At 55.9% G+C, this 15,902-nt stretch carries 20 protein-coding genes; 6 read left to right on the forward strand and 14 right to left on the reverse strand.

The window, feature by feature from the left end; all coding sequences use genetic code 11:
* The 9 genes from ACLH1U_RS21120 to fkpA all read right to left on the reverse strand — a co-directional run.
* Positions 1–216, reverse strand: a 216-nt coding sequence (locus ACLH1U_RS21120; RefSeq protein WP_227545090.1) for a GTP-binding protein, incomplete at its 3' end; no start/stop codon positions are given.
* Positions 217–285: 69 nt separating this feature from the next.
* The gene (fusA, locus tag ACLH1U_RS21125) at positions 286–2,400 is read right to left on the reverse strand and encodes an elongation factor G (protein WP_023291175.1); all 2,115 of its coding nucleotides are present in this window, start codon (positions 2,398–2,400) and stop codon (positions 286–288) included.
* Between the two features lie 96 nt (positions 2,401–2,496).
* Positions 2,497–2,967: a 30S ribosomal protein S7 gene (rpsG, locus tag ACLH1U_RS21130; protein WP_002920113.1), complete on the reverse strand. Its 471-nt coding sequence runs from the start codon at positions 2,965–2,967 to the stop codon at positions 2,497–2,499.
* A 96-nt stretch (positions 2,968–3,063) separates the two neighbouring features.
* A complete protein-coding gene (gene rpsL, locus ACLH1U_RS21135) occupies positions 3,064–3,438 on the reverse strand; it encodes a 30S ribosomal protein S12 (RefSeq protein ID WP_002920115.1) in 375 nt (124 codons plus the stop codon).
* Between the two features lie 124 nt (positions 3,439–3,562).
* A complete protein-coding gene (tusB, locus tag ACLH1U_RS21140; RefSeq protein WP_085551788.1) occupies positions 3,563–3,850 on the reverse strand; it encodes a sulfurtransferase complex subunit TusB in 288 nt (95 codons plus the stop codon).
* 7 nt (positions 3,851–3,857) lie between these two features.
* Positions 3,858–4,217, reverse strand: coding sequence for a sulfurtransferase complex subunit TusC (tusC, locus tag ACLH1U_RS21145; RefSeq protein WP_085551787.1), 360 nt, complete (start codon positions 4,215–4,217; stop codon positions 3,858–3,860).
* Complete coding sequence (gene tusD, locus ACLH1U_RS21150) at positions 4,217–4,603, reverse strand: sulfurtransferase complex subunit TusD (protein WP_002920128.1); 387 nt, start codon at positions 4,601–4,603, stop codon at positions 4,217–4,219. The genes tusC and tusD overlap by 1 nt, the downstream gene beginning before the upstream one ends.
* Positions 4,603–5,325, reverse strand: a complete 723-nt coding sequence (locus tag ACLH1U_RS21155) for a transcriptional regulator (RefSeq protein ID WP_002920130.1) — start codon at positions 5,323–5,325, stop codon at positions 4,603–4,605. The genes tusD and ACLH1U_RS21155 overlap by 1 nt, the downstream gene beginning before the upstream one ends.
* 168 nt (positions 5,326–5,493) lie before the next feature.
* Positions 5,494–6,324 (reverse strand): FKBP-type peptidyl-prolyl cis-trans isomerase, encoded by an 831-nt coding sequence (fkpA, locus tag ACLH1U_RS21160; RefSeq protein ID WP_004202215.1) that lies wholly within the window; start codon positions 6,322–6,324, stop codon positions 5,494–5,496.
* Positions 6,325–6,546: 222 nt separating this feature from the next.
* Here fkpA and ACLH1U_RS21165 point away from each other — a divergent pair, with 222 nt between their 5' ends.
* On the forward strand, positions 6,547–6,765 hold the full coding sequence (locus ACLH1U_RS21165; RefSeq protein ID WP_002920136.1) for a protein SlyX: 219 nt from the start codon (positions 6,547–6,549) through the stop codon (positions 6,763–6,765).
* A 58-nt stretch (positions 6,766–6,823) separates the two neighbouring features.
* Here ACLH1U_RS21165 and slyD read toward each other — a convergent pair whose 3' ends face one another.
* The 4 genes from slyD to kefG all read right to left on the reverse strand — a co-directional run bounded on the left by slyD (position 6,824) and on the right by kefG (position 10,078).
* Positions 6,824–7,417, reverse strand: coding sequence for a peptidylprolyl isomerase (gene slyD, locus ACLH1U_RS21170; protein WP_004202213.1), 594 nt, complete (start codon positions 7,415–7,417; stop codon positions 6,824–6,826).
* Positions 7,418–7,510: 93 nt separating this feature from the next.
* Positions 7,511–7,711, reverse strand: a complete 201-nt coding sequence (locus tag ACLH1U_RS21175; protein ID WP_002920143.1) for a YheV family putative zinc ribbon protein — start codon at positions 7,709–7,711, stop codon at positions 7,511–7,513.
* Between the two features lie 11 nt (positions 7,712–7,722).
* Positions 7,723–9,528 carry a glutathione-regulated potassium-efflux system protein KefB gene (gene kefB / locus ACLH1U_RS21180; RefSeq protein ID WP_004202210.1) on the reverse strand — a complete coding sequence of 602 codons (1,806 nt, stop codon included), beginning with the start codon at positions 9,526–9,528 and terminating at the stop codon, positions 7,723–7,725.
* A complete protein-coding gene (gene kefG, locus ACLH1U_RS21185) occupies positions 9,515–10,078 on the reverse strand; it encodes a glutathione-regulated potassium-efflux system ancillary protein KefG (protein ID WP_004202208.1) in 564 nt (187 codons plus the stop codon). The genes kefB and kefG overlap by 14 nt, the downstream gene beginning before the upstream one ends.
* Before the next feature lie 173 nt (positions 10,079–10,251).
* Between kefG and ACLH1U_RS21190 the strand changes: the two genes are divergently transcribed.
* The 4 genes from ACLH1U_RS21190 (at position 10,252) to ACLH1U_RS21205 (ending at position 14,495) form a co-directional block, all read left to right on the forward strand.
* Complete coding sequence (locus ACLH1U_RS21190) at positions 10,252–12,156, forward strand: ABC transporter ATP-binding protein (RefSeq protein ID WP_023291178.1); 1,905 nt, start codon at positions 10,252–10,254, stop codon at positions 12,154–12,156.
* Between the two features lie 219 nt (positions 12,157–12,375).
* The gene (locus tag ACLH1U_RS21195; RefSeq protein ID WP_072096663.1) at positions 12,376–13,374 is read left to right on the forward strand and encodes a hydrolase; all 999 of its coding nucleotides are present in this window, start codon (positions 12,376–12,378) and stop codon (positions 13,372–13,374) included.
* Complete coding sequence (locus ACLH1U_RS21200; protein WP_002920151.1) at positions 13,371–13,589, forward strand: YheU family protein; 219 nt, start codon at positions 13,371–13,373, stop codon at positions 13,587–13,589. The genes ACLH1U_RS21195 and ACLH1U_RS21200 overlap by 4 nt, the downstream gene beginning before the upstream one ends.
* 36 nt (positions 13,590–13,625) lie before the next feature.
* Complete coding sequence (locus ACLH1U_RS21205) at positions 13,626–14,495, forward strand: phosphoribulokinase (protein WP_004202201.1); 870 nt, start codon at positions 13,626–13,628, stop codon at positions 14,493–14,495.
* A gap of 55 nt (positions 14,496–14,550) precedes the next feature.
* Here the strand turns inward: ACLH1U_RS21205 and ACLH1U_RS21210 are convergent, their stop codons facing one another.
* Complete coding sequence (locus ACLH1U_RS21210; protein ID WP_023291180.1) at positions 14,551–14,955, reverse strand: OsmC family protein; 405 nt, start codon at positions 14,953–14,955, stop codon at positions 14,551–14,553.
* A gap of 306 nt (positions 14,956–15,261) precedes the next feature.
* Between ACLH1U_RS21210 and crp the strand changes: the two genes are divergently transcribed.
* Complete coding sequence (gene crp / locus ACLH1U_RS21215; protein ID WP_000242758.1) at positions 15,262–15,894, forward strand: cAMP-activated global transcriptional regulator CRP; 633 nt, start codon at positions 15,262–15,264, stop codon at positions 15,892–15,894.
* Positions 15,895–15,902: the final 8 nt, after the last annotated feature.

Here is a 15,902-nt window from a genome sequence, read left to right on the forward strand (position 1 = left end):
GGTGTCATATTCAACGTGAGAGGTGTTGATGGTGATACCACGAGCTTTTTCTTCCGGCGCGTTATCGATCTGGTCGAATGCGCGAGCGGAACCACCGTAGGTTTTAGCCAGAACGGTAGTGATGGCAGCAGTCAGGGTAGTTTTACCATGGTCAACGTGGCCGATAGTACCAACGTTGACGTGCGGTTTTGTACGTTCAAATTTTTCTTTAGACACGGCTATATTCCTTACTATAGTGCTCTCCCCTTCGGAGAGAGCACGGGACTTAGGTTTTAATCCTGTGGATTATTTACCACGGGCTTCAATAACGGCCTGAGCAACGTTGTTCGGCGCATCATCATACTTCAGGAATTCCATAGTGTATGATGCACGACCTTTGGTCAGAGAACGCAGCTGAGTTGCATAACCGAACATTTCGGACAGCGGTACTTCAGCGTGGATCTTAACGCCGGTTACTTCGGATTCCTGACCGCGCAGCATACCGCGACGACGGCTCAAGTCACCGATAACGTCACCAGTGTTCTCTTCCGGAGTTTCTACTTCAACCTTCATGATCGGCTCAAGCAGAACTGGTTTTGCTTTCTTAAAGCCTTCTTTAAAGGCAATAGACGCAGCCAGTTTAAACGCCAGCTCAGAGGAGTCAACGTCGTGGTAAGAACCGAAGTGCAGACGGATACCCATATCAACTACCGGGTAACCTGCCAGCGGACCAGCTTTCAGCTGTTCCTGGATGCCTTTATCAACGGCCGGGATGTATTCGCCAGGAATTACACCACCTTTGATGTCGTTGATGAACTCGTAACCTTTCGGGTTAGAGCCCGGCTCCAGCGGGTACATGTCGATCACAACGTGACCGTACTGACCACGACCACCAGACTGCTTGGCGTGTTTACCTTCGATATCGGTAACTTTCGCGCGAATTGCTTCACGGTAAGCAACCTGAGGTTTACCGACGTTCGCTTCAACGTTGAATTCACGCTTCATACGGTCAACGATGATGTCGAGGTGCAGCTCACCCATACCGGCGATAATGGTCTGGTTAGACTCTTCGTCAGTCCATACGCGGAAAGACGGGTCTTCTTTAGCCAGACGACCCAGAGCCAGACCCATTTTTTCCTGGTCAGCTTTGGTTTTCGGCTCAACGGCGATGGAGATTACCGGCTCAGGGAATTCCATACGCTCCAGAATGATCGGCGCATCCGGGTTACACAGGGTGTCACCAGTAGTTACGTCTTTCAGACCGATTGCAGCAGCGATGTCGCCCGCGCGAACTTCTTTGATCTCTTCACGTTTGTTAGCATGCATCTGTACGATACGACCGAAACGCTCACGTGCAGCTTTCACGGAGTTCAGTACGGTATCACCAGAGTTAACCACACCGGAGTACACGCGGAAGAAGGTCAGGTTGCCCACGAACGGGTCAGTAGCGATTTTGAACGCCAGTGCAGAGAACGGCTCGTCGTCGCTTGCGTGACGCTCAGCCGGAGTATCTTTACCGTCGTCCAGGATGCCGTTGATCGCCGGAACGTCAACAGGGGATGGCAGGTAGTCAATTACCGCATCCAGCATCGCCTGAACACCTTTGTTCTTGAACGCAGAACCACAGGTTACCAGGATGATTTCGTTGTTCAGAACGCGCTGACGCAGAGCTTTTTTGATCTCTTCTTCAGTCAGTTCTTCACCACCCAGGTATTTTTCCATCAGCTCTTCAGAAGCTTCAGCTGCGGACTCGATCAGGTTCTGGTGCCATTCGTCAGCCAGATCCTGCATGTCAGCCGGGATATCTTCGTATTCGAAGGTTACGCCCTGGTCTGCATCGTTCCAGTTGATGGCTTTCATTTTCACCAGGTCAACAACGCCGGTGAAACCTTCTTCAGCACCAATTGCCAGCTGCAGCGGAACCGGGTTCGCGCCCAGACGGGTTTTGATCTGACCAACAACTTTCAGGAAGTTAGCGCCCATGCGGTCCATTTTGTTAACGAACGCGATGCGCGGAACTTTATATTTGTTTGCCTGACGCCATACGGTTTCAGACTGCGGCTGAACACCACCAACTGCGCAGTAAACCATTACCGCACCATCAAGAACACGCATGGAACGTTCTACTTCGATAGTGAAGTCAACGTGCCCCGGGGTGTCGATGATGTTTACACGGTGCGGTTCATACTGCTTAGCCATACCAGACCAGAATGCAGTAGTCGCAGCGGAAGTGATGGTGATACCACGTTCCTGCTCCTGCTCCATCCAGTCCATGGTAGCGGCGCCGTCATGAACTTCACCGATTTTGTGGTTTACACCGGTGTAGAACAGAATACGTTCGGTAGTAGTGGTTTTACCGGCGTCGATGTGCGCACTGATACCGATGTTACGGTAGCGTGCGATGGGTGTTGTACGAGCCATTTGATTCCTCGTTTATTTCTTTAGGCGTTCAGTTAAGTTATCCAGAGCGGGCGACTCATCTGAAGCGCCCGCCTGGTGACTATGACTCCGAAGGGATTACCAACGGTAGTGAGCGAACGCCTTGTTGGCTTCGGCCATACGGTGAACGTCTTCACGTTTCTTAACTGCAGTACCTTTGTTGTCTGCAGCATCAGTGAGTTCGTTCGCCAGGCGCAGAGCCATGGATTTATCACCGCGTTTACGAGCAGCTTCAACGATCCAACGCATTGCCAGGGCATTACGACGGACCGGACGAACTTCAACTGGAACCTGATAAGTAGAACCACCTACGCGGCGGGACTTAACTTCGACAGTCGGGCGCACGTTTTCGAGCGCAACTTCGAAGGCTTCCAGTTCAGATTTACCAGAACGCTGAGCCAGGGTCTCCAGCGCGCTGTATACGATAGTTTCTGCAGTAGATTTTTTACCATCTACCATCAGGATATTGACAAATTTAGCCAGCAGTTCTGATCCGAACTTCGGATCCGGCAGAATTTTACGCTGACCAATGACGCGACGACGTGGCATGGAAATACTCCGTTGTTAATTCAGGATTGTCCAAAACTCTAAGAGTTTAGTATGACATTAAGATAAATCAGTTTGGCCTTACTTAACGGAGAACCATTAAGCCTTAGGACGCTTCACGCCGTACTTGGAGCGAGCCTGCTTACGGTCTTTAACGCCGGAGCAGTCAAGCGCACCACGAACGGTGTGGTAACGAACACCCGGAAGGTCTTTAACACGACCGCCACGGATCAGGATCACGGAGTGCTCCTGCAGGTTGTGACCTTCACCACCGATGTAGGAGGTGACTTCGAAACCGTTAGTCAGACGCACACGGCAAACTTTACGCAGTGCGGAGTTCGGTTTCTTAGGAGTGGTGGTATATACGCGAGTACATACGCCACGTTTCTGCGGGCAGGCTTCCAGCGCTGGCACGTTGCTCTTTGCAACTTTGCGCGCGCGTGGTTTGCGTACCAGCTGGTTAATTGTTGCCATTAAATAGCTCCTGGTTTTAGCTTTTGCTTCGTAAACACGTAATAAATCGCCTCATATATTATGAGGACGCAGAATTTTAGGGCGGTGCCGAAAAGGTGTCAAGAAATATACAACGATCCCGCCATCACCAGGCCAACTGACCGGCATGTTTGACTGTGAGTCTGACGAAATCAGTATAGCTAACCCTGCCGACACTGTCCGCAATTTGACCAGTTAGCCCGCGGGCGTCAACGTCGTCTTGCAGCACGTAAAGGGTTATGGGGGCGGATTGCAGGATCTCAAGGAAGCGACCGCCGGCGATAGCCGCCGCGATGCCATCAGACAGCAGTAACAGATCGTCACCCTGCTCCATCAAGCGAAGCATTGCTGCGATATCGGCATGCCAGGGAGAAACACTGAGCGTATGGAGCATGGGGGCCTCAGAAACGCAAAATCACATCAAATTCATGCAGACGGGCGCGCAGGGCATCCGGCGCCAGGCATTCGACATCCACCACCCACGGGGTCGCGGGGTCCAGGCCGCGCTCTCGCGCCGACTCCGCGCACAGCCAACACTGGTCGATATCATATAGCGACAGCAGTTTAAAAGTGGCGATGTAATCGCGGGCCAGCACAGCGCCAGGCCGCTGAGCGGGCAACAGCTGAAACACGCCGTCGCCCACGAAAAACACGCCAATCCCGTCGGTGAGGGCGGAGGTGGCTAATAAGGCGTCGAGGCCTTCCCTGCCGGCGGCGCTGCCGTGCGGCGCGGAGGAAAAAACGAAAGCCACACGTTTCATCAAAACTGTACCATCCGATCGCAAGTAAGCGCCGCTTCCGCCAGCGCGCCAAGTCCGCTCAACGTAAAACCCGGCTGCAGATTATGGCCAGGCAGAGCGAGCTGTTGCGCTTCGCGCTCGTCCGTTACGCCACGACGCAGGGCGGCCGCCACGCAGATATGCAGCGCGACGCCGTGCTCATCGTGGAGGGATTGCCACCCGCGCACCAGATCGAACTCATCGCTGGCGGGCGCCGTCAGCTGGTTAGCGTTAAGCACGCCTTCGCGATAGAAAAAAACGCACGCCAGCTCATGGCCTTCCTGCAGCACGGCCTGCGCAAATTGCCAGGCGCTGCTCGCCTGCTGCGTGCCATAGGCAGGGCCGGTCACCGTGAGGGCAAAACGCATTACTTATCCAGCCCCTGGAAATCGCCGCTTTTGAACTGGCGAATATAGAGGTAGACGGTGTGCTTGGAGATGTTCAGACGATCGGCCACCTGGTTAATGGCGTCTTTAATATCGAAGATCCCTTTCTCGTAGAGATTCAGCACGATTTGACGGTTTTTAGCATTGTTGGATACGCTGCGATCGGCATTCACCTCTTCGATGGTGAATTCCAGAGTCTGGGCGACCAGATCGTCAACCGAGGAAGCAAAGTTCACCGGCGAGTTAACCTCGGGCGTTTCTGGCGGAATAAAGGTGCTCATGATCTGGGAAAACGGCACATCCAGATTCATATTGATGCACAGCAGACCAATCACCCGGTGATCGCGGTTGCGGATGGCAATCGTCACCGACTTCATCAGGACGCCGCTTTTGGCGCGGGTAAAGTAGCATTTGGAAACGCTGCTATCGGCGCCCGTCATATCGTGCAGCATGCGCAGCGCAAGATCGGTAATCGGTGAACCGATTTGGCGGCCGGTATGTTCACCATTGGCGATACGGATGGCAGAGCATTTCAGATCCTGCAAAGAATGCAGCACGATTTCACAGTGCGAACCGATGAGCATCGCCAACCCGTCCACCACCGCTTCATAAGATTTAAGAATATCGAAATCGGTCTGGTCAAAGGGACGTTGATCCAGCAGGTCAAGCTCGCTGGTTTCGTTGGTTAAAAGCGACCTGGACATGAAAAAAAGCACTCCTTTTCAGGAGCCTGTCGTTATTGTCAGGGCAGGCTCATCATCATTATTAAGCTATCTAAAGTAATACAGCGCCTGAGGATCTTTCCAGTTTTAATTATATCTGCGCTCAATAAAAAAGCCGCCGCCTCTGACGAGACGGCGGCCTGAACCCGATTACTTCTTAGCGTCAGCTTTCGCGTCCGCGGCTTTCGCATCGCCAGCGGCTTCCGGCTGAGCATCTGCCTTCGGCGCCGGTTTGATATCCAGCAGCTCTACATCAAAGACCAGCGTAGAGTTGGCCGGGATGCCCGGGACGCCGGTTTTGCCGTAGGCCAGATCTGGCGGAATGACCAGCTTGATTTTGCCGCCTTTCTTGATGTTCTTCAGGCCTTCAGTCCAGCCCGGGATCACCCCGTCGAGACGGAAAGAGAGCGGCTCGCCGCGGGTATAAGAGTTATCAAACTCTTTGCCGTCGATCAGCGTACCTTTGTAGTTAACCACCACGGTGTCGCTGTCTTTCGGCGCATCGCCAGTGCCTTCTTTCTCGACTTTATACAGCAGGCCAGTTTTCGACGTTTTCACGCCCTTCTCTTTGGCAAAGCTGTCGCGGAAAGCTTTACCTTTGGTTTCGTTCTCAGTGGCGTCTTTTTCCATTTTCTGCTGAGCCGCGGTCTTCACGCGCGTTTCAAAGGCCTGCAGAGTCTGTTCGATCTCCTGGTCGGACAGTTTGCTCTTATCGGCAAACGCGTCCTGTACGCCGGCGATCAGCTGGGCTTTATCCAGCTTAATGCCGAGTTTTTCTTGTTCTTTCAGGGAGTTTTCCATGTAACGCCCCAGGGACGCGCCCAGCGCATAGGCCGATTTCTGATCGTCATTTTTAAATGCCGATTTACTCTCAGCCGCCGGGGCTGCTTTCGCCGCGGTATCTGCAGCAAAGGTCAGCGGTGCATTCAGGGCGACGGCCATTGTGGTCGCCAGCAGCGTTACTTTAAACAGTGATTTCATCCATTTCTCCAGGGCCGGGGCCTCTCACCCCAGGGTTATCGTAAAAAGCAAAAAACGTACTATAGAACGTCGCCGTTAAAATCTACATACGGACGTTCCTGAATATCGCCTCTTTTAGGACTATTTTTGTATGAATAAGTTTCCTGTAGGACGCAGCGATGCTGCGCGCCGGGGGAAACTTAAGTAGAATCCGCCCGCAGGATCAGACTAAAGAGGTTACCCATGCACGATAGCACATTAGAAACGCGCCTTGCGGAGCTGGAAAGCCGGCTGGCGTTTCAGGAAATCACCATCGAAGACCTCAATAAAACCGTGACCGCCCACGAGATTGAGATGGCGAAGATGCGCGAGCATATGCGTCTGATGATCGAGAAGCTGAAGGCGACCCAACCCTCCCATATCGCCTCCCAGGCCGAAGAGACGCCGCCGCCGCATTATTGAGGCGTAAAAAAAGCGGGTCTCCCCGCTTTTTTGTCGTCTTCGTGCCGAAGCGCGAAGATTAGTGGCAACCGCAGCCACCGTGGCCGCCGCAGCCGCCTTTACCATGGTCGTGGCCATGATCGTGGTCGTGACCGTGACCGCCGCAGCAGCCATCGTGACCATGATCGTGGTCGTGATCATGACCATGCGCGCCGTGCACGTGACCGTGCTCCAGCTCTTCAGCGGTCGCTTCGCGGATGGCGACAACTTCCACATTGAACTTCAGGTTCTGGCCTGCCAGCATGTGGTTGCCATCAACCACAACGTGGTCGTCTTCAACTTCAGTAATCTCTACGGGTACCGGACCCTGATCGGTTTCCGCCAGGAAGCGCATGCCAACCTGCAGTTCATCAACGCCCATGAAGACGTCTTTCGGTACACGCTGCACCAGGTTTTCGTCATACTGACCGTAAGCGTCGTTAGCGCCAACGGCTACGTCAAATTTGTCGCCCACTTCGTGGCCATCCAGCGCGTTTTCCAGGCCGGAAATCAGGGAGCCGTGACCGTGCAGGTAATCCAGCGGCGCGCTTACCGGAGACTCATCAACCAACACACCGTCTTCTGTACGTACCTGATAGGCCAGGCTGACCACCAGGTCTTTTGCTACTTTCATGATATCTCCTGAGATGGGAAGAATAGTGGCGCAGATTGTAGCGGAATTCTGCTGCCGTGTACCCTTTAGCTTAAAAAAAGCCGACGGATAACGCTAGTCGGGATGAAAAATGCCAATCACCTGCTCCTCTTTGCGTACATGCTCACGGGCCTCTTTATCCGCCTCACGCATCTGATGACCGCACTTAACGCATTCAACAACATCGACATTATTTTCACGCCACATCGCCAGTGAATCCTGCGCCTGGCACGCCGGACATTTCGCCCCGGCAATAAAACGTTTACGTACTGCCATATGATTTACCTTTATTCAAACTCGTCCCAGCCGTCCAGCTGCCGGCTCTCTTTCTGCATTTCGCGCTGAAAAATCTCTTCCAGTTCGCGCCGGGCTTCCCGCACGCGTGATATCTGTACCGTATCAGTATGCACCGGCATTAACTCACGCAGCATTCGCATATCGAGGCGTCGGAAGTGCAGCTGCGCGCGCTGGGCCTGGTGAGGATGCATCCCGAGGGTGATGAGCGCTTTACGCCCCAGCTCCAGCGCGCTGGAGAAAGTCTCACGGGAAAACTGCGTCACGCCGGCCTGCAGAAGCTCATGCGCCTCGACGCGCCCGCGAGCGCGCGCCAGGATGTGCAGATGTGGAAAGTGTTGTTGACACATCTCCACCAGCCGCATGGTGTCTTCCGGCTCATTACAGGTAATGACGATCGACTGCGCCTCCTCCGCCCCCGCCGAGCGCAGCAGCTCCAGCTGGGTGGCGTCGCCAAAATAGACTTTATAGCCATAGTTGCGCATCAGATTCACCGCGCTGATGTCTCGCTCCAGCACCGTAATACGCATCTTATTGGCCATCAGCAGGCGACCGATGACCTGGCCGAAACGGCCAAAGCCAACAATAATCACCTGCGGTTTATCGTCCTCTACCCACGGCGCCTCATCGGTATCCTCCGCTGGATTCAGGCGTCGCGACAGTATCTTATCGATCCCTTTCATCAGCAGCGGCGTGGTCATCATCGACAAGGTGACGGCCACCAGCAGCAGCGCCATCTGGTCGTGCTGGAACAACCGCTGAGAAGCGGGCAGCGAAAAGAGGACAAACGCGAACTCGCCGCCCTGGCTTAATACGCCCGCAAACTGCATACGCTCGGAACTCCGCAGGCCATAGAGACGGGCCAGCAGATAGAGCACCAGCATTTTTACCGCCACCAGCACCGCCACGCTCACTGCCACCCACAGCAGATGGGTGTACAGCACGCCAAGGTTCAGCGCCATACCGACGGAGATAAAGAACAACCCAAGCAGCAGCCCCTTGAACGGATCGATGGCGATCTCCAGTTCATGGCGATACTCACTTTCCGCCAGCAGCACGCCGGCGATAAAAGTACCCAGCGCCATCGACAGCCCCAGCGCCTCCATAAACAGGGCTGATCCAAGGACCAGCAGCAGCGTGGCGGCAGTGAACACTTCCCTGACCCCGGAGCTGGCGATAAAGCGGAACACCGGCCGCAGTAAGTAGCGTCCGCCAATCAGCATCCCGGCAAACGCCAGGACCTTCATGCCGACCGTTAGCCAGTTCACATGCTCATCCGCGGAACCCGCCAGCAGAGGCACCAGCGCCAGCGCCGGGATCACCGCCAGATCCTGAAACAGCAGGACCGAAAAGCCTAACTGCCCTGATTCGCTGCGGCTCATTCCCTTCTCGCGCATCAGCTGCAGTGCCATCGCGGTAGAGGACATCGCCAGGCCGATCCCGCCGACCACCGCCGCCTGCCATGAAAATCCTGTCGTCATCAACAGACCGCCGAGGATCGCCGCGCTGAGCATCACCTGCGCCGCGCCAACGCCGAAGATGGAGCTTCGCAGCCGCCATAGCTTGGCGGGATTGAGCTCCAGGCCGATGATAAACATCAGAAACACCACGCCGAGTTCAGAGAAATGGAGAATTTCATCCACATCGCTGATAAACCCGAGCCCCCACGGACCAATGGCGATCCCGGCCAGCAGATAGCCCAGCACCGCGCCAATCCCCAGTCTTGAAGCCAGAGGGACGGCGATAACGGCCGCGAACAAAAACAGCACCCCCGCCAGCAGCAAATCAAATCCCGCCATGGACACCTCCGGCGGCAAGGGGGTTGGCCAGCCAGTCCCGATAGGCCAGGGCGCGGCTGCGTAGCTCCTCTGGCTGTTGCCGCCGGGCCCAGTAGACGATAATGGGGCTCATCCAGTGCATACGGCACATGCCGGCGGTCAGTTCAAAAGGACGTAAAATATCGTTCATCGGATAGCGATTCGCATCGCGACGGTAGGCGCTCTCAGGTTCGCCGGTGGTGATCACGCTGCGCCAGTACTTTCCCGCCAGTTCGTTCCCTCCGGCGCCGCTGGCGAAGCCGCGGCTTAAGACACGATCCAGCCACTCCTTGAGCAGCGCCGGACAGCTCCAGGTATATAAAGGATGCTGGAAAACGATCACCTCATGCTGGCGCAGCAGGTCCTGTTCGTGAGCAATATCGATAAAAAAATCCGGATAGTGCGCGTAGAGATCGTGCACGGTGACGTTTGGCAACTGTAAGGCCGGTTGTAATAAAACCCGGTTGGCCACGGAATCCTGAGATTCTGGGTGGGCATACAGCAGCAACACTTTCGCTGTCTGAGACATCATTCCCCTCCCGTAGGTCTTCTGGCGGCCTGCACAGCCCTGGCGTTTTGACACAGCCAGAATGACTTTGTGTATCGTCTTCGTTTTGGGCTACCATGGCGGCCCGGTGAAGCGATTCGCTTCCACACTACATTATCATAATGACAAATTAACATAGTCTGAACATACGGCGCCTTATGATTGTTTTCTCCTCGTTACAAATTCGTCGCGGCGTACGCGTCCTGCTGGACAACGCCACCGCTACCATCAACCCTGGCCAGAAGGTCGGTCTGGTGGGGAAAAACGGCTGCGGGAAATCGACGCTGCTATCGCTTTTGAAAAACGAGATAAGCGCTGACGGCGGCAGTATGACCTTTCCCGGCAACTGGCAGCTGGCCTGGGTGAATCAGGAAACCCCGGCCCTGCCGCAGCCGGCAATCGATTATGTCATTGACGGCGATCGCGAATATCGCCAGCTGGAAGCCGCGCTCCAGCAGGCTAACGAGCGCAACGACGGCCATGCCATCGCCACCGTCCACGGCAAGCTGGACGCCATCGACGCCTGGACCATCCGCTCCCGCGCCGCCAGCCTGCTGCACGGCCTGGGTTTCAGCAATGAACAGCTCGAGCGGCCGGTCAGCGATTTTTCCGGCGGCTGGCGTATGCGTCTTAACCTCGCGCAAGCGCTGATCTGCCGCTCCGATCTGCTGCTGCTCGATGAACCGACTAACCACCTCGACCTTGATGCGGTGATCTGGCTGGAGAAGTGGCTGAAGGGCTACACGGGGACGCTGATCCTGATCTCCCACGATCGCGATTTCCTCGATCCTATCGTCGACAAAATTATCCATATCGAACAGCAGACGATGTTTGAGTACACCGGCAACTACAGCTCGTTTGAAGTGCAGCGCGCCACCCGGCTCGCTCAGCAGCAGGCGATGTACGAAAGCCAGCAGCAGCGTGTCGCGCATCTGCAAAGCTATATCGATCGCTTCCGCGCCAAAGCCACCAAAGCCAAGCAGGCGCAGAGCCGTATTAAAATGCTGGAGCGGATGGAACTCATCGCCCCGGCGCACGTGGATAACCCGTTCCACTTCAGCTTCCGCCAGCCGGAGAGCCTGCCAAACCCGCTGCTGAAGATGGAGAAAGTCAGCGCCGGCTATGGCGAGCGTATTATCCTCGACTCCATTAAGCTCAATCTGGTGCCGGGGTCGCGTATCGGCCTGCTGGGCCGCAACGGCGCAGGGAAATCGACGCTGATTAAGCTGCTGGCTGGCGAACTCCAGCCCGTGAGCGGCGAGATCGGCCTCGCCAAAGGCATCAAGCTCGGCTACTTCGCCCAGCATCAGCTGGAGTTCCTGCGCGCCGATGAGTCGCCGCTGCAGCACCTGGCGCGCCTGGCGCCGCAGGAGCTGGAGCAGAAGCTGCGCGATTATCTGGGCGGCTTTGGTTTCCAGGGGGATAAGGTCAGCGAAGAGACCCGCCGCTTCTCCGGTGGAGAAAAGGCGCGTCTGGTGCTGGCCCTGATCGTCTGGCAGCGCCCTAACCTGCTGCTGCTCGACGAACCGACCAACCATCTCGACCTCGATATGCGTCAGGCCTTAACCGAAGCGCTGATCGACTTTGAAGGGGCGCTGGTGGTCGTATCGCACGATCGCCACCTGATCCGCTCCACCACCGACGATCTGTACCTTGTCCACGATGGTAAAGTCGAACCGTTCGACGGCGATCTGGACGATTATCAGCAGTGGCTCAGCGACTCGCAAAAACAGGAGTCCCAGAGCGGCGACGCGCCAAAAGAGAGCGGCAACAGCGCGCAAGCGCGCAAAGACCAGAAGCGTCGGGAAGCGGAGCTGCGCAGCCAGACCCAACCGCTGCGCAAAGAGATCGCCCGTCTGGAGAAAGAGATGGACAAGCTCAACGCGCAGCTGGCCAGTGCGGAAGAGAAACTTGGCGACAGCGAACTCTACGACGCCTCGCGGAAAGCGGAACTGACTGAATGCCTGCAGCAGCAGGCCAGCGCGAAATCCGGGCTGGAAGAGTGCGAAATGGCCTGGCTGGAGGCTCAAGAGCAGCTGGAGCGCATGCTTCAGGAAGGCTAACGCCGCCTCATCATTCTGCCTGCGACGGCGCGGGCAGAATGGGTTTCTGCCATTCCCATGCTCAGGCCATCAATGACATCAATGGTTTGTTTTCGGTGTCACCGGGCGTCATTGGCCACAAGACCACATATTGGCTAACTCCCGCGCGCCCTGCGCGGTATAGTCATCATCACGTTTATTAATTATTCTGGTGCTATGGTTGAAATCATCCCCACAGACATGACGCCCCCCGAAAACGATTCGCGTGAGTTCCATCCCATGCGCGGCGTGGGCAATCGTCATCTGCAAACCATGCTGCCGCGGCTGATCCGCCGTAAATTGCGCTTTACCCCGCACTGGCAGCGCCTTGAGCTGCCGGACGGCGATTTTGTCGATCTCGCCTGGAGCGAAGACCCGCACCAGGCGCGCCACAAGCCGCGCCTCGTCGTCTTTCATGGTCTGGAAGGGAGTCTGCACAGCCCGTATGCCCATGGCCTGATCCACGCGGCGATGCAGCGCGGCTGGCTGGGCGTGGTCATGCACTTTCGCGGCTGCAGCGGCGAACCTAACCGCAATCACCGCATCTATCACTCCGGCGAAACGGAAGATGGCACCTGGTTTCTCCACTGGCTGCAGCGCGAGTTTGGCCCCGCGCCGACCGCCGCCGTCGGCTATTCGCTGGGCGGCAACATGCTGGGCTGCCTGCTGGCAGAAGAAGGCGACCGCTGCCCGCTGGATGCGGCGGTGATCGTTTCCGCGCCTTTCATGCTGGAAGCCTGCAGCTATCATATGGATAAGGGCTTCTCGCGAGTTTATCAGCGCTATCTGCTCAATCTGTTAAAAGCCAACGCCTCACGTAAGCTGAAAGCGTATCCTGGCTCGCTGCCCGTCGATTTACGCCAGCTCAAAGGGATGCGCCGCATCCGGGAATTTGACGACATGATCACCGCCAAAATCCATGGTTTCGCCGATGCGCTGGATTATTACCGGCAATGCAGCGCTATGCCGCGGCTCAGCGATATCACTAAGCCGACGCTCATCATCCATGCGAAAGACGACCCGTTTATGGACCACCACTCCATTCCCCCGCAGGAGCAACTGCCGGCGAACGTTGAGTATCAATTGACTGAACAAGGCGGCCACGTCGGCTTCGTCGGCGGCACCCTGCGTAAACCGGAGATGTGGCTGGAAAGACGCATTCCCGACTGGTTAAACCGCTGGCTGGAGGTTCCCGTATGATTATTCCCTGGCAGGATCTGGATCCCGAAACGCTGGATAACCTGATTGAAAGCTTTGTGTTACGCGAAGGCACCGATTATGGTGAACATGAACGTTCACTTGCCGATAAAGTCGCCGATGTAAAACAGCAGCTGAAACGCGGAGAGGCGGTCCTCGTGTGGTCGGAACTGCATGAGACGGTCAATATTATGCCGCGCGCCCTGTTTAACGGCTAAGGCGACGCCACTACATCGTTTAACCAGGGAGTTGTTATGTCTGCCAAACATCCGGTGATCGCCGTCACGGGCTCCAGCGGCGCGGGCACTACCACCACCAGCCTCGCCTTTCGCAAAATCTTCGCGCAGCTAAATCTTCACGCCGCGGAGGTGGAAGGCGACAGCTTTCATCGCTACACCCGCCCGGAAATGGACATGGCGATCCGCAAAGCGCGGGATCAGGGCAAACATATCAGCTACTTTGGCCCGGAGGCGAACGACTTCGGCCTGCTGGAGCAGACCTTTGTCGACTATGGCCGCCATGGCAAAGGCCAGTCGCGTAAATACCTGCACACCTATGACGAAGCCGTGCCGTGGAATCAGGTGCCGGGAACCTTCACCCCATGGCAGCCGCTGCCGGAGCCGACGGACGTGCTGTTCTATGAGGGGCTGCACGGCGGGGTTGTCACGCCGCAGCATGATGTCGCCAGCCATGTCGACCTGCTGGTCGGGGTCGTGCCTATCGTTAACCTGGAGTGGATCCAGAAACTCATTCGCGACACCAGCGAACGCGGCCACTCCCGGGAGGCGGTGATGGACTCTGTCGTCCGATCGATGGAAGATTACATTAACTTCATCACCCCGCAGTTTTCCCGCACCCACATCAACTTCCAGCGCGTGCCGACGGTGGACACCTCCAACCCGTTTGCCGCGAAAGCGATCCCCTCTCTGGACGAGAGCTTTGTGGTGATCCATTTCCGCAATCTGCAGAACATCGACTTCCCCTGGCTGCTGGCGATGCTACAGGGCTCGTTTATTTCGCACATGAACACCCTGGTGGTGCCGGGCGGTAAAATGGGGCTGGCGATGGAGCTTATTATGGCGCCGCTGGTCGAGCGTCTGATGGAAGGCCGAAAGATCGGCTAACAGAAAAAACCCCGGCCAGGCCGGGGTTGAGATAATTCACATCAGCAGGCGAAGACTACGCCTCGATCACTTCATAGGAGTGGGTGATCTTCACCGCTTTTTCCAGCATCAGCGCCACCGAGCAGTATTTCTCTGCCGACAGATCCACCGCGCGGGAGACTGCGGCATCTTTCAGCGCCTTACCGGTGACGATAAAGTGCAGATTAATATGCGTGAACAGGCGCGGCGCCTCTTCCCGACGCTCAGAGGTCAGCTTCACTTCGCAGTTGGTCACGTCGTGACGCCCTTTTTGCAAAATAGAGACCACATCGATCGCACTGCAACCGCCCGCCGCCATCAGCACCATCTCCATCGGGCTGGGCGCCTTATCTCCGGAGTTGCCATCCATCAGAATCTGGTGTCCTGACGCGGACTCCCCGATAAAGGTTAACCCTTCAACCCATTTCACACGCGCTTGCATAAAATTTAACTCCAGTATCGCAATATTCCTGTCAGATTACGCGCACATAACAATTCTCGCAACGGAAGGCGACCTGCGTCATGCTGAAGCGAGACACCAGGAGACATGCGGCGAAAGCTATGCTAAAACAGTCTGGATGCTACAGTAATACATTGATGTACTGCATGTATGCAGAGGAGTTCACATTACCGGCTGTCGAAAAATCATCAGCCAGCTTCCCAGGTATAGGGAAACAATACGATTGCATGCCCGGACGCCGTGTAGTGTCGGCGCCCGGAGATAGCTTATAACAGAGGATAACCGCGCATGGTGCTTGGCAAACCGCAAACAGACCCTACCCTTGAATGGTTCTTGTCTCATTGCCACATTCATAAGTACCCATCAAAGAGCACGCTGATCCACCAGGGTGAGAAAGCAGAAACGCTGTACTACATCGTTAAAGGCTCCGTGGCTGTACTCATCAAGGATGAAGAAGGTAAAGAGATGATCCTCTCCTACCTCAACCAGGGCGATTTCATCGGTGAATTAGGCCTGTTTGAAGAGGGTCAGGAGCGTAGCGCCTGGGTACGGGCGAAAACCGCATGTGAAGTGGCCGAGATCTCTTATAAGAAATTCCGTCAGCTGATCCAGGTGAACCCGGACATTCTGATGCGTCTCTCTTCGCAAATGGCTCGCCGTCTGCAGGTGACGTCTGAGAAAGTGGGCAACCTCGCTTTCCTCGACGTGACGGGCCGTATCGCCCAGACGCTGCTGAACCTGGCGAAGCAACCCGATGCCATGACCCACCCGGACGGTATGCAAATTAAAATTACCCGTCAGGAAATTGGTCAGATCGTCGGCTGTTCTCGTGAAACCGTTGGCCGTATTTTGAAAATGCTGGAAGATCAGAACCTGATTTCCGCCCACGGTAAAACTATCGTCGTCTACGGCACCCGTTAAGTTGCTAA

It is taken from the genome of Klebsiella sp. 1SOBk5mer (assembly GCF_046603115.1).
GTDB classification, from domain to species: Bacteria; Pseudomonadota; Gammaproteobacteria; order Enterobacterales; family Enterobacteriaceae; genus Klebsiella; species Klebsiella quasipneumoniae.

Coding starts and splice junctions, on each gene's coding strand:
- kefG (WP_004202208.1), bottom strand. CDS start 10,078: ATGATGTCTCAGACAGCGAAAGTGTTGCTGCTGTATGCCCACCCAGAA.
- ACLH1U_RS21210 (WP_023291180.1), bottom strand. CDS start 14,955: ATGCAAGCGCGTGTGAAATGGGTTGAAGGGTTAACCTTTATCGGGGAG.
- ACLH1U_RS21175 (WP_002920143.1), bottom strand. CDS start 7,711: ATGGCAGTACGTAAACGTTTTATTGCCGGGGCGAAATGTCCGGCGTGC.
- ACLH1U_RS21195 (WP_072096663.1), top strand. CDS start 12,376: ATGACGCCCCCCGAAAACGATTCGCGTGAGTTCCATCCCATGCGCGGC.
- kefB (WP_004202210.1), bottom strand. CDS start 9,528: ATGGCGGGATTTGATTTGCTGCTGGCGGGGGTGCTGTTTTTGTTCGCG.
- rpsL (WP_002920115.1), bottom strand. CDS start 3,438: ATGGCAACAATTAACCAGCTGGTACGCAAACCACGCGCGCGCAAAGTT.
- fusA (WP_023291175.1), bottom strand. CDS start 2,400: ATGGCTCGTACAACACCCATCGCACGCTACCGTAACATCGGTATCAGT.
- rpsG (WP_002920113.1), bottom strand. CDS start 2,967: ATGCCACGTCGTCGCGTCATTGGTCAGCGTAAAATTCTGCCGGATCCG.
- fkpA (WP_004202215.1), bottom strand. CDS start 6,324: ATGAAATCACTGTTTAAAGTAACGCTGCTGGCGACCACAATGGCCGTC.
- slyD (WP_004202213.1), bottom strand. CDS start 7,417: ATGAAAGTAGCAAAAGACCTGGTGGTCAGCCTGGCCTATCAGGTACGT.
- ACLH1U_RS21155 (WP_002920130.1), bottom strand. CDS start 5,325: ATGTCCAGGTCGCTTTTAACCAACGAAACCAGCGAGCTTGACCTGCTG.
- ACLH1U_RS21190 (WP_023291178.1), top strand. CDS start 10,252: ATGATTGTTTTCTCCTCGTTACAAATTCGTCGCGGCGTACGCGTCCTG.
- tusC (WP_085551787.1), bottom strand. CDS start 4,217: ATGAAACGTGTGGCTTTCGTTTTTTCCTCCGCGCCGCACGGCAGCGCC.
- tusD (WP_002920128.1), bottom strand. CDS start 4,603: ATGCGTTTTGCCCTCACGGTGACCGGCCCTGCCTATGGCACGCAGCAG.
- ACLH1U_RS21165 (WP_002920136.1), top strand. CDS start 6,547: ATGCACGATAGCACATTAGAAACGCGCCTTGCGGAGCTGGAAAGCCGG.
- ACLH1U_RS21205 (WP_004202201.1), top strand. CDS start 13,626: ATGTCTGCCAAACATCCGGTGATCGCCGTCACGGGCTCCAGCGGCGCG.
- crp (WP_000242758.1), top strand. CDS start 15,262: ATGGTGCTTGGCAAACCGCAAACAGACCCTACCCTTGAATGGTTCTTG.
- tusB (WP_085551788.1), bottom strand. CDS start 3,850: ATGCTCCATACGCTCAGTGTTTCTCCCTGGCATGCCGATATCGCAGCA.
- ACLH1U_RS21200 (WP_002920151.1), top strand. CDS start 13,371: ATGATTATTCCCTGGCAGGATCTGGATCCCGAAACGCTGGATAACCTG.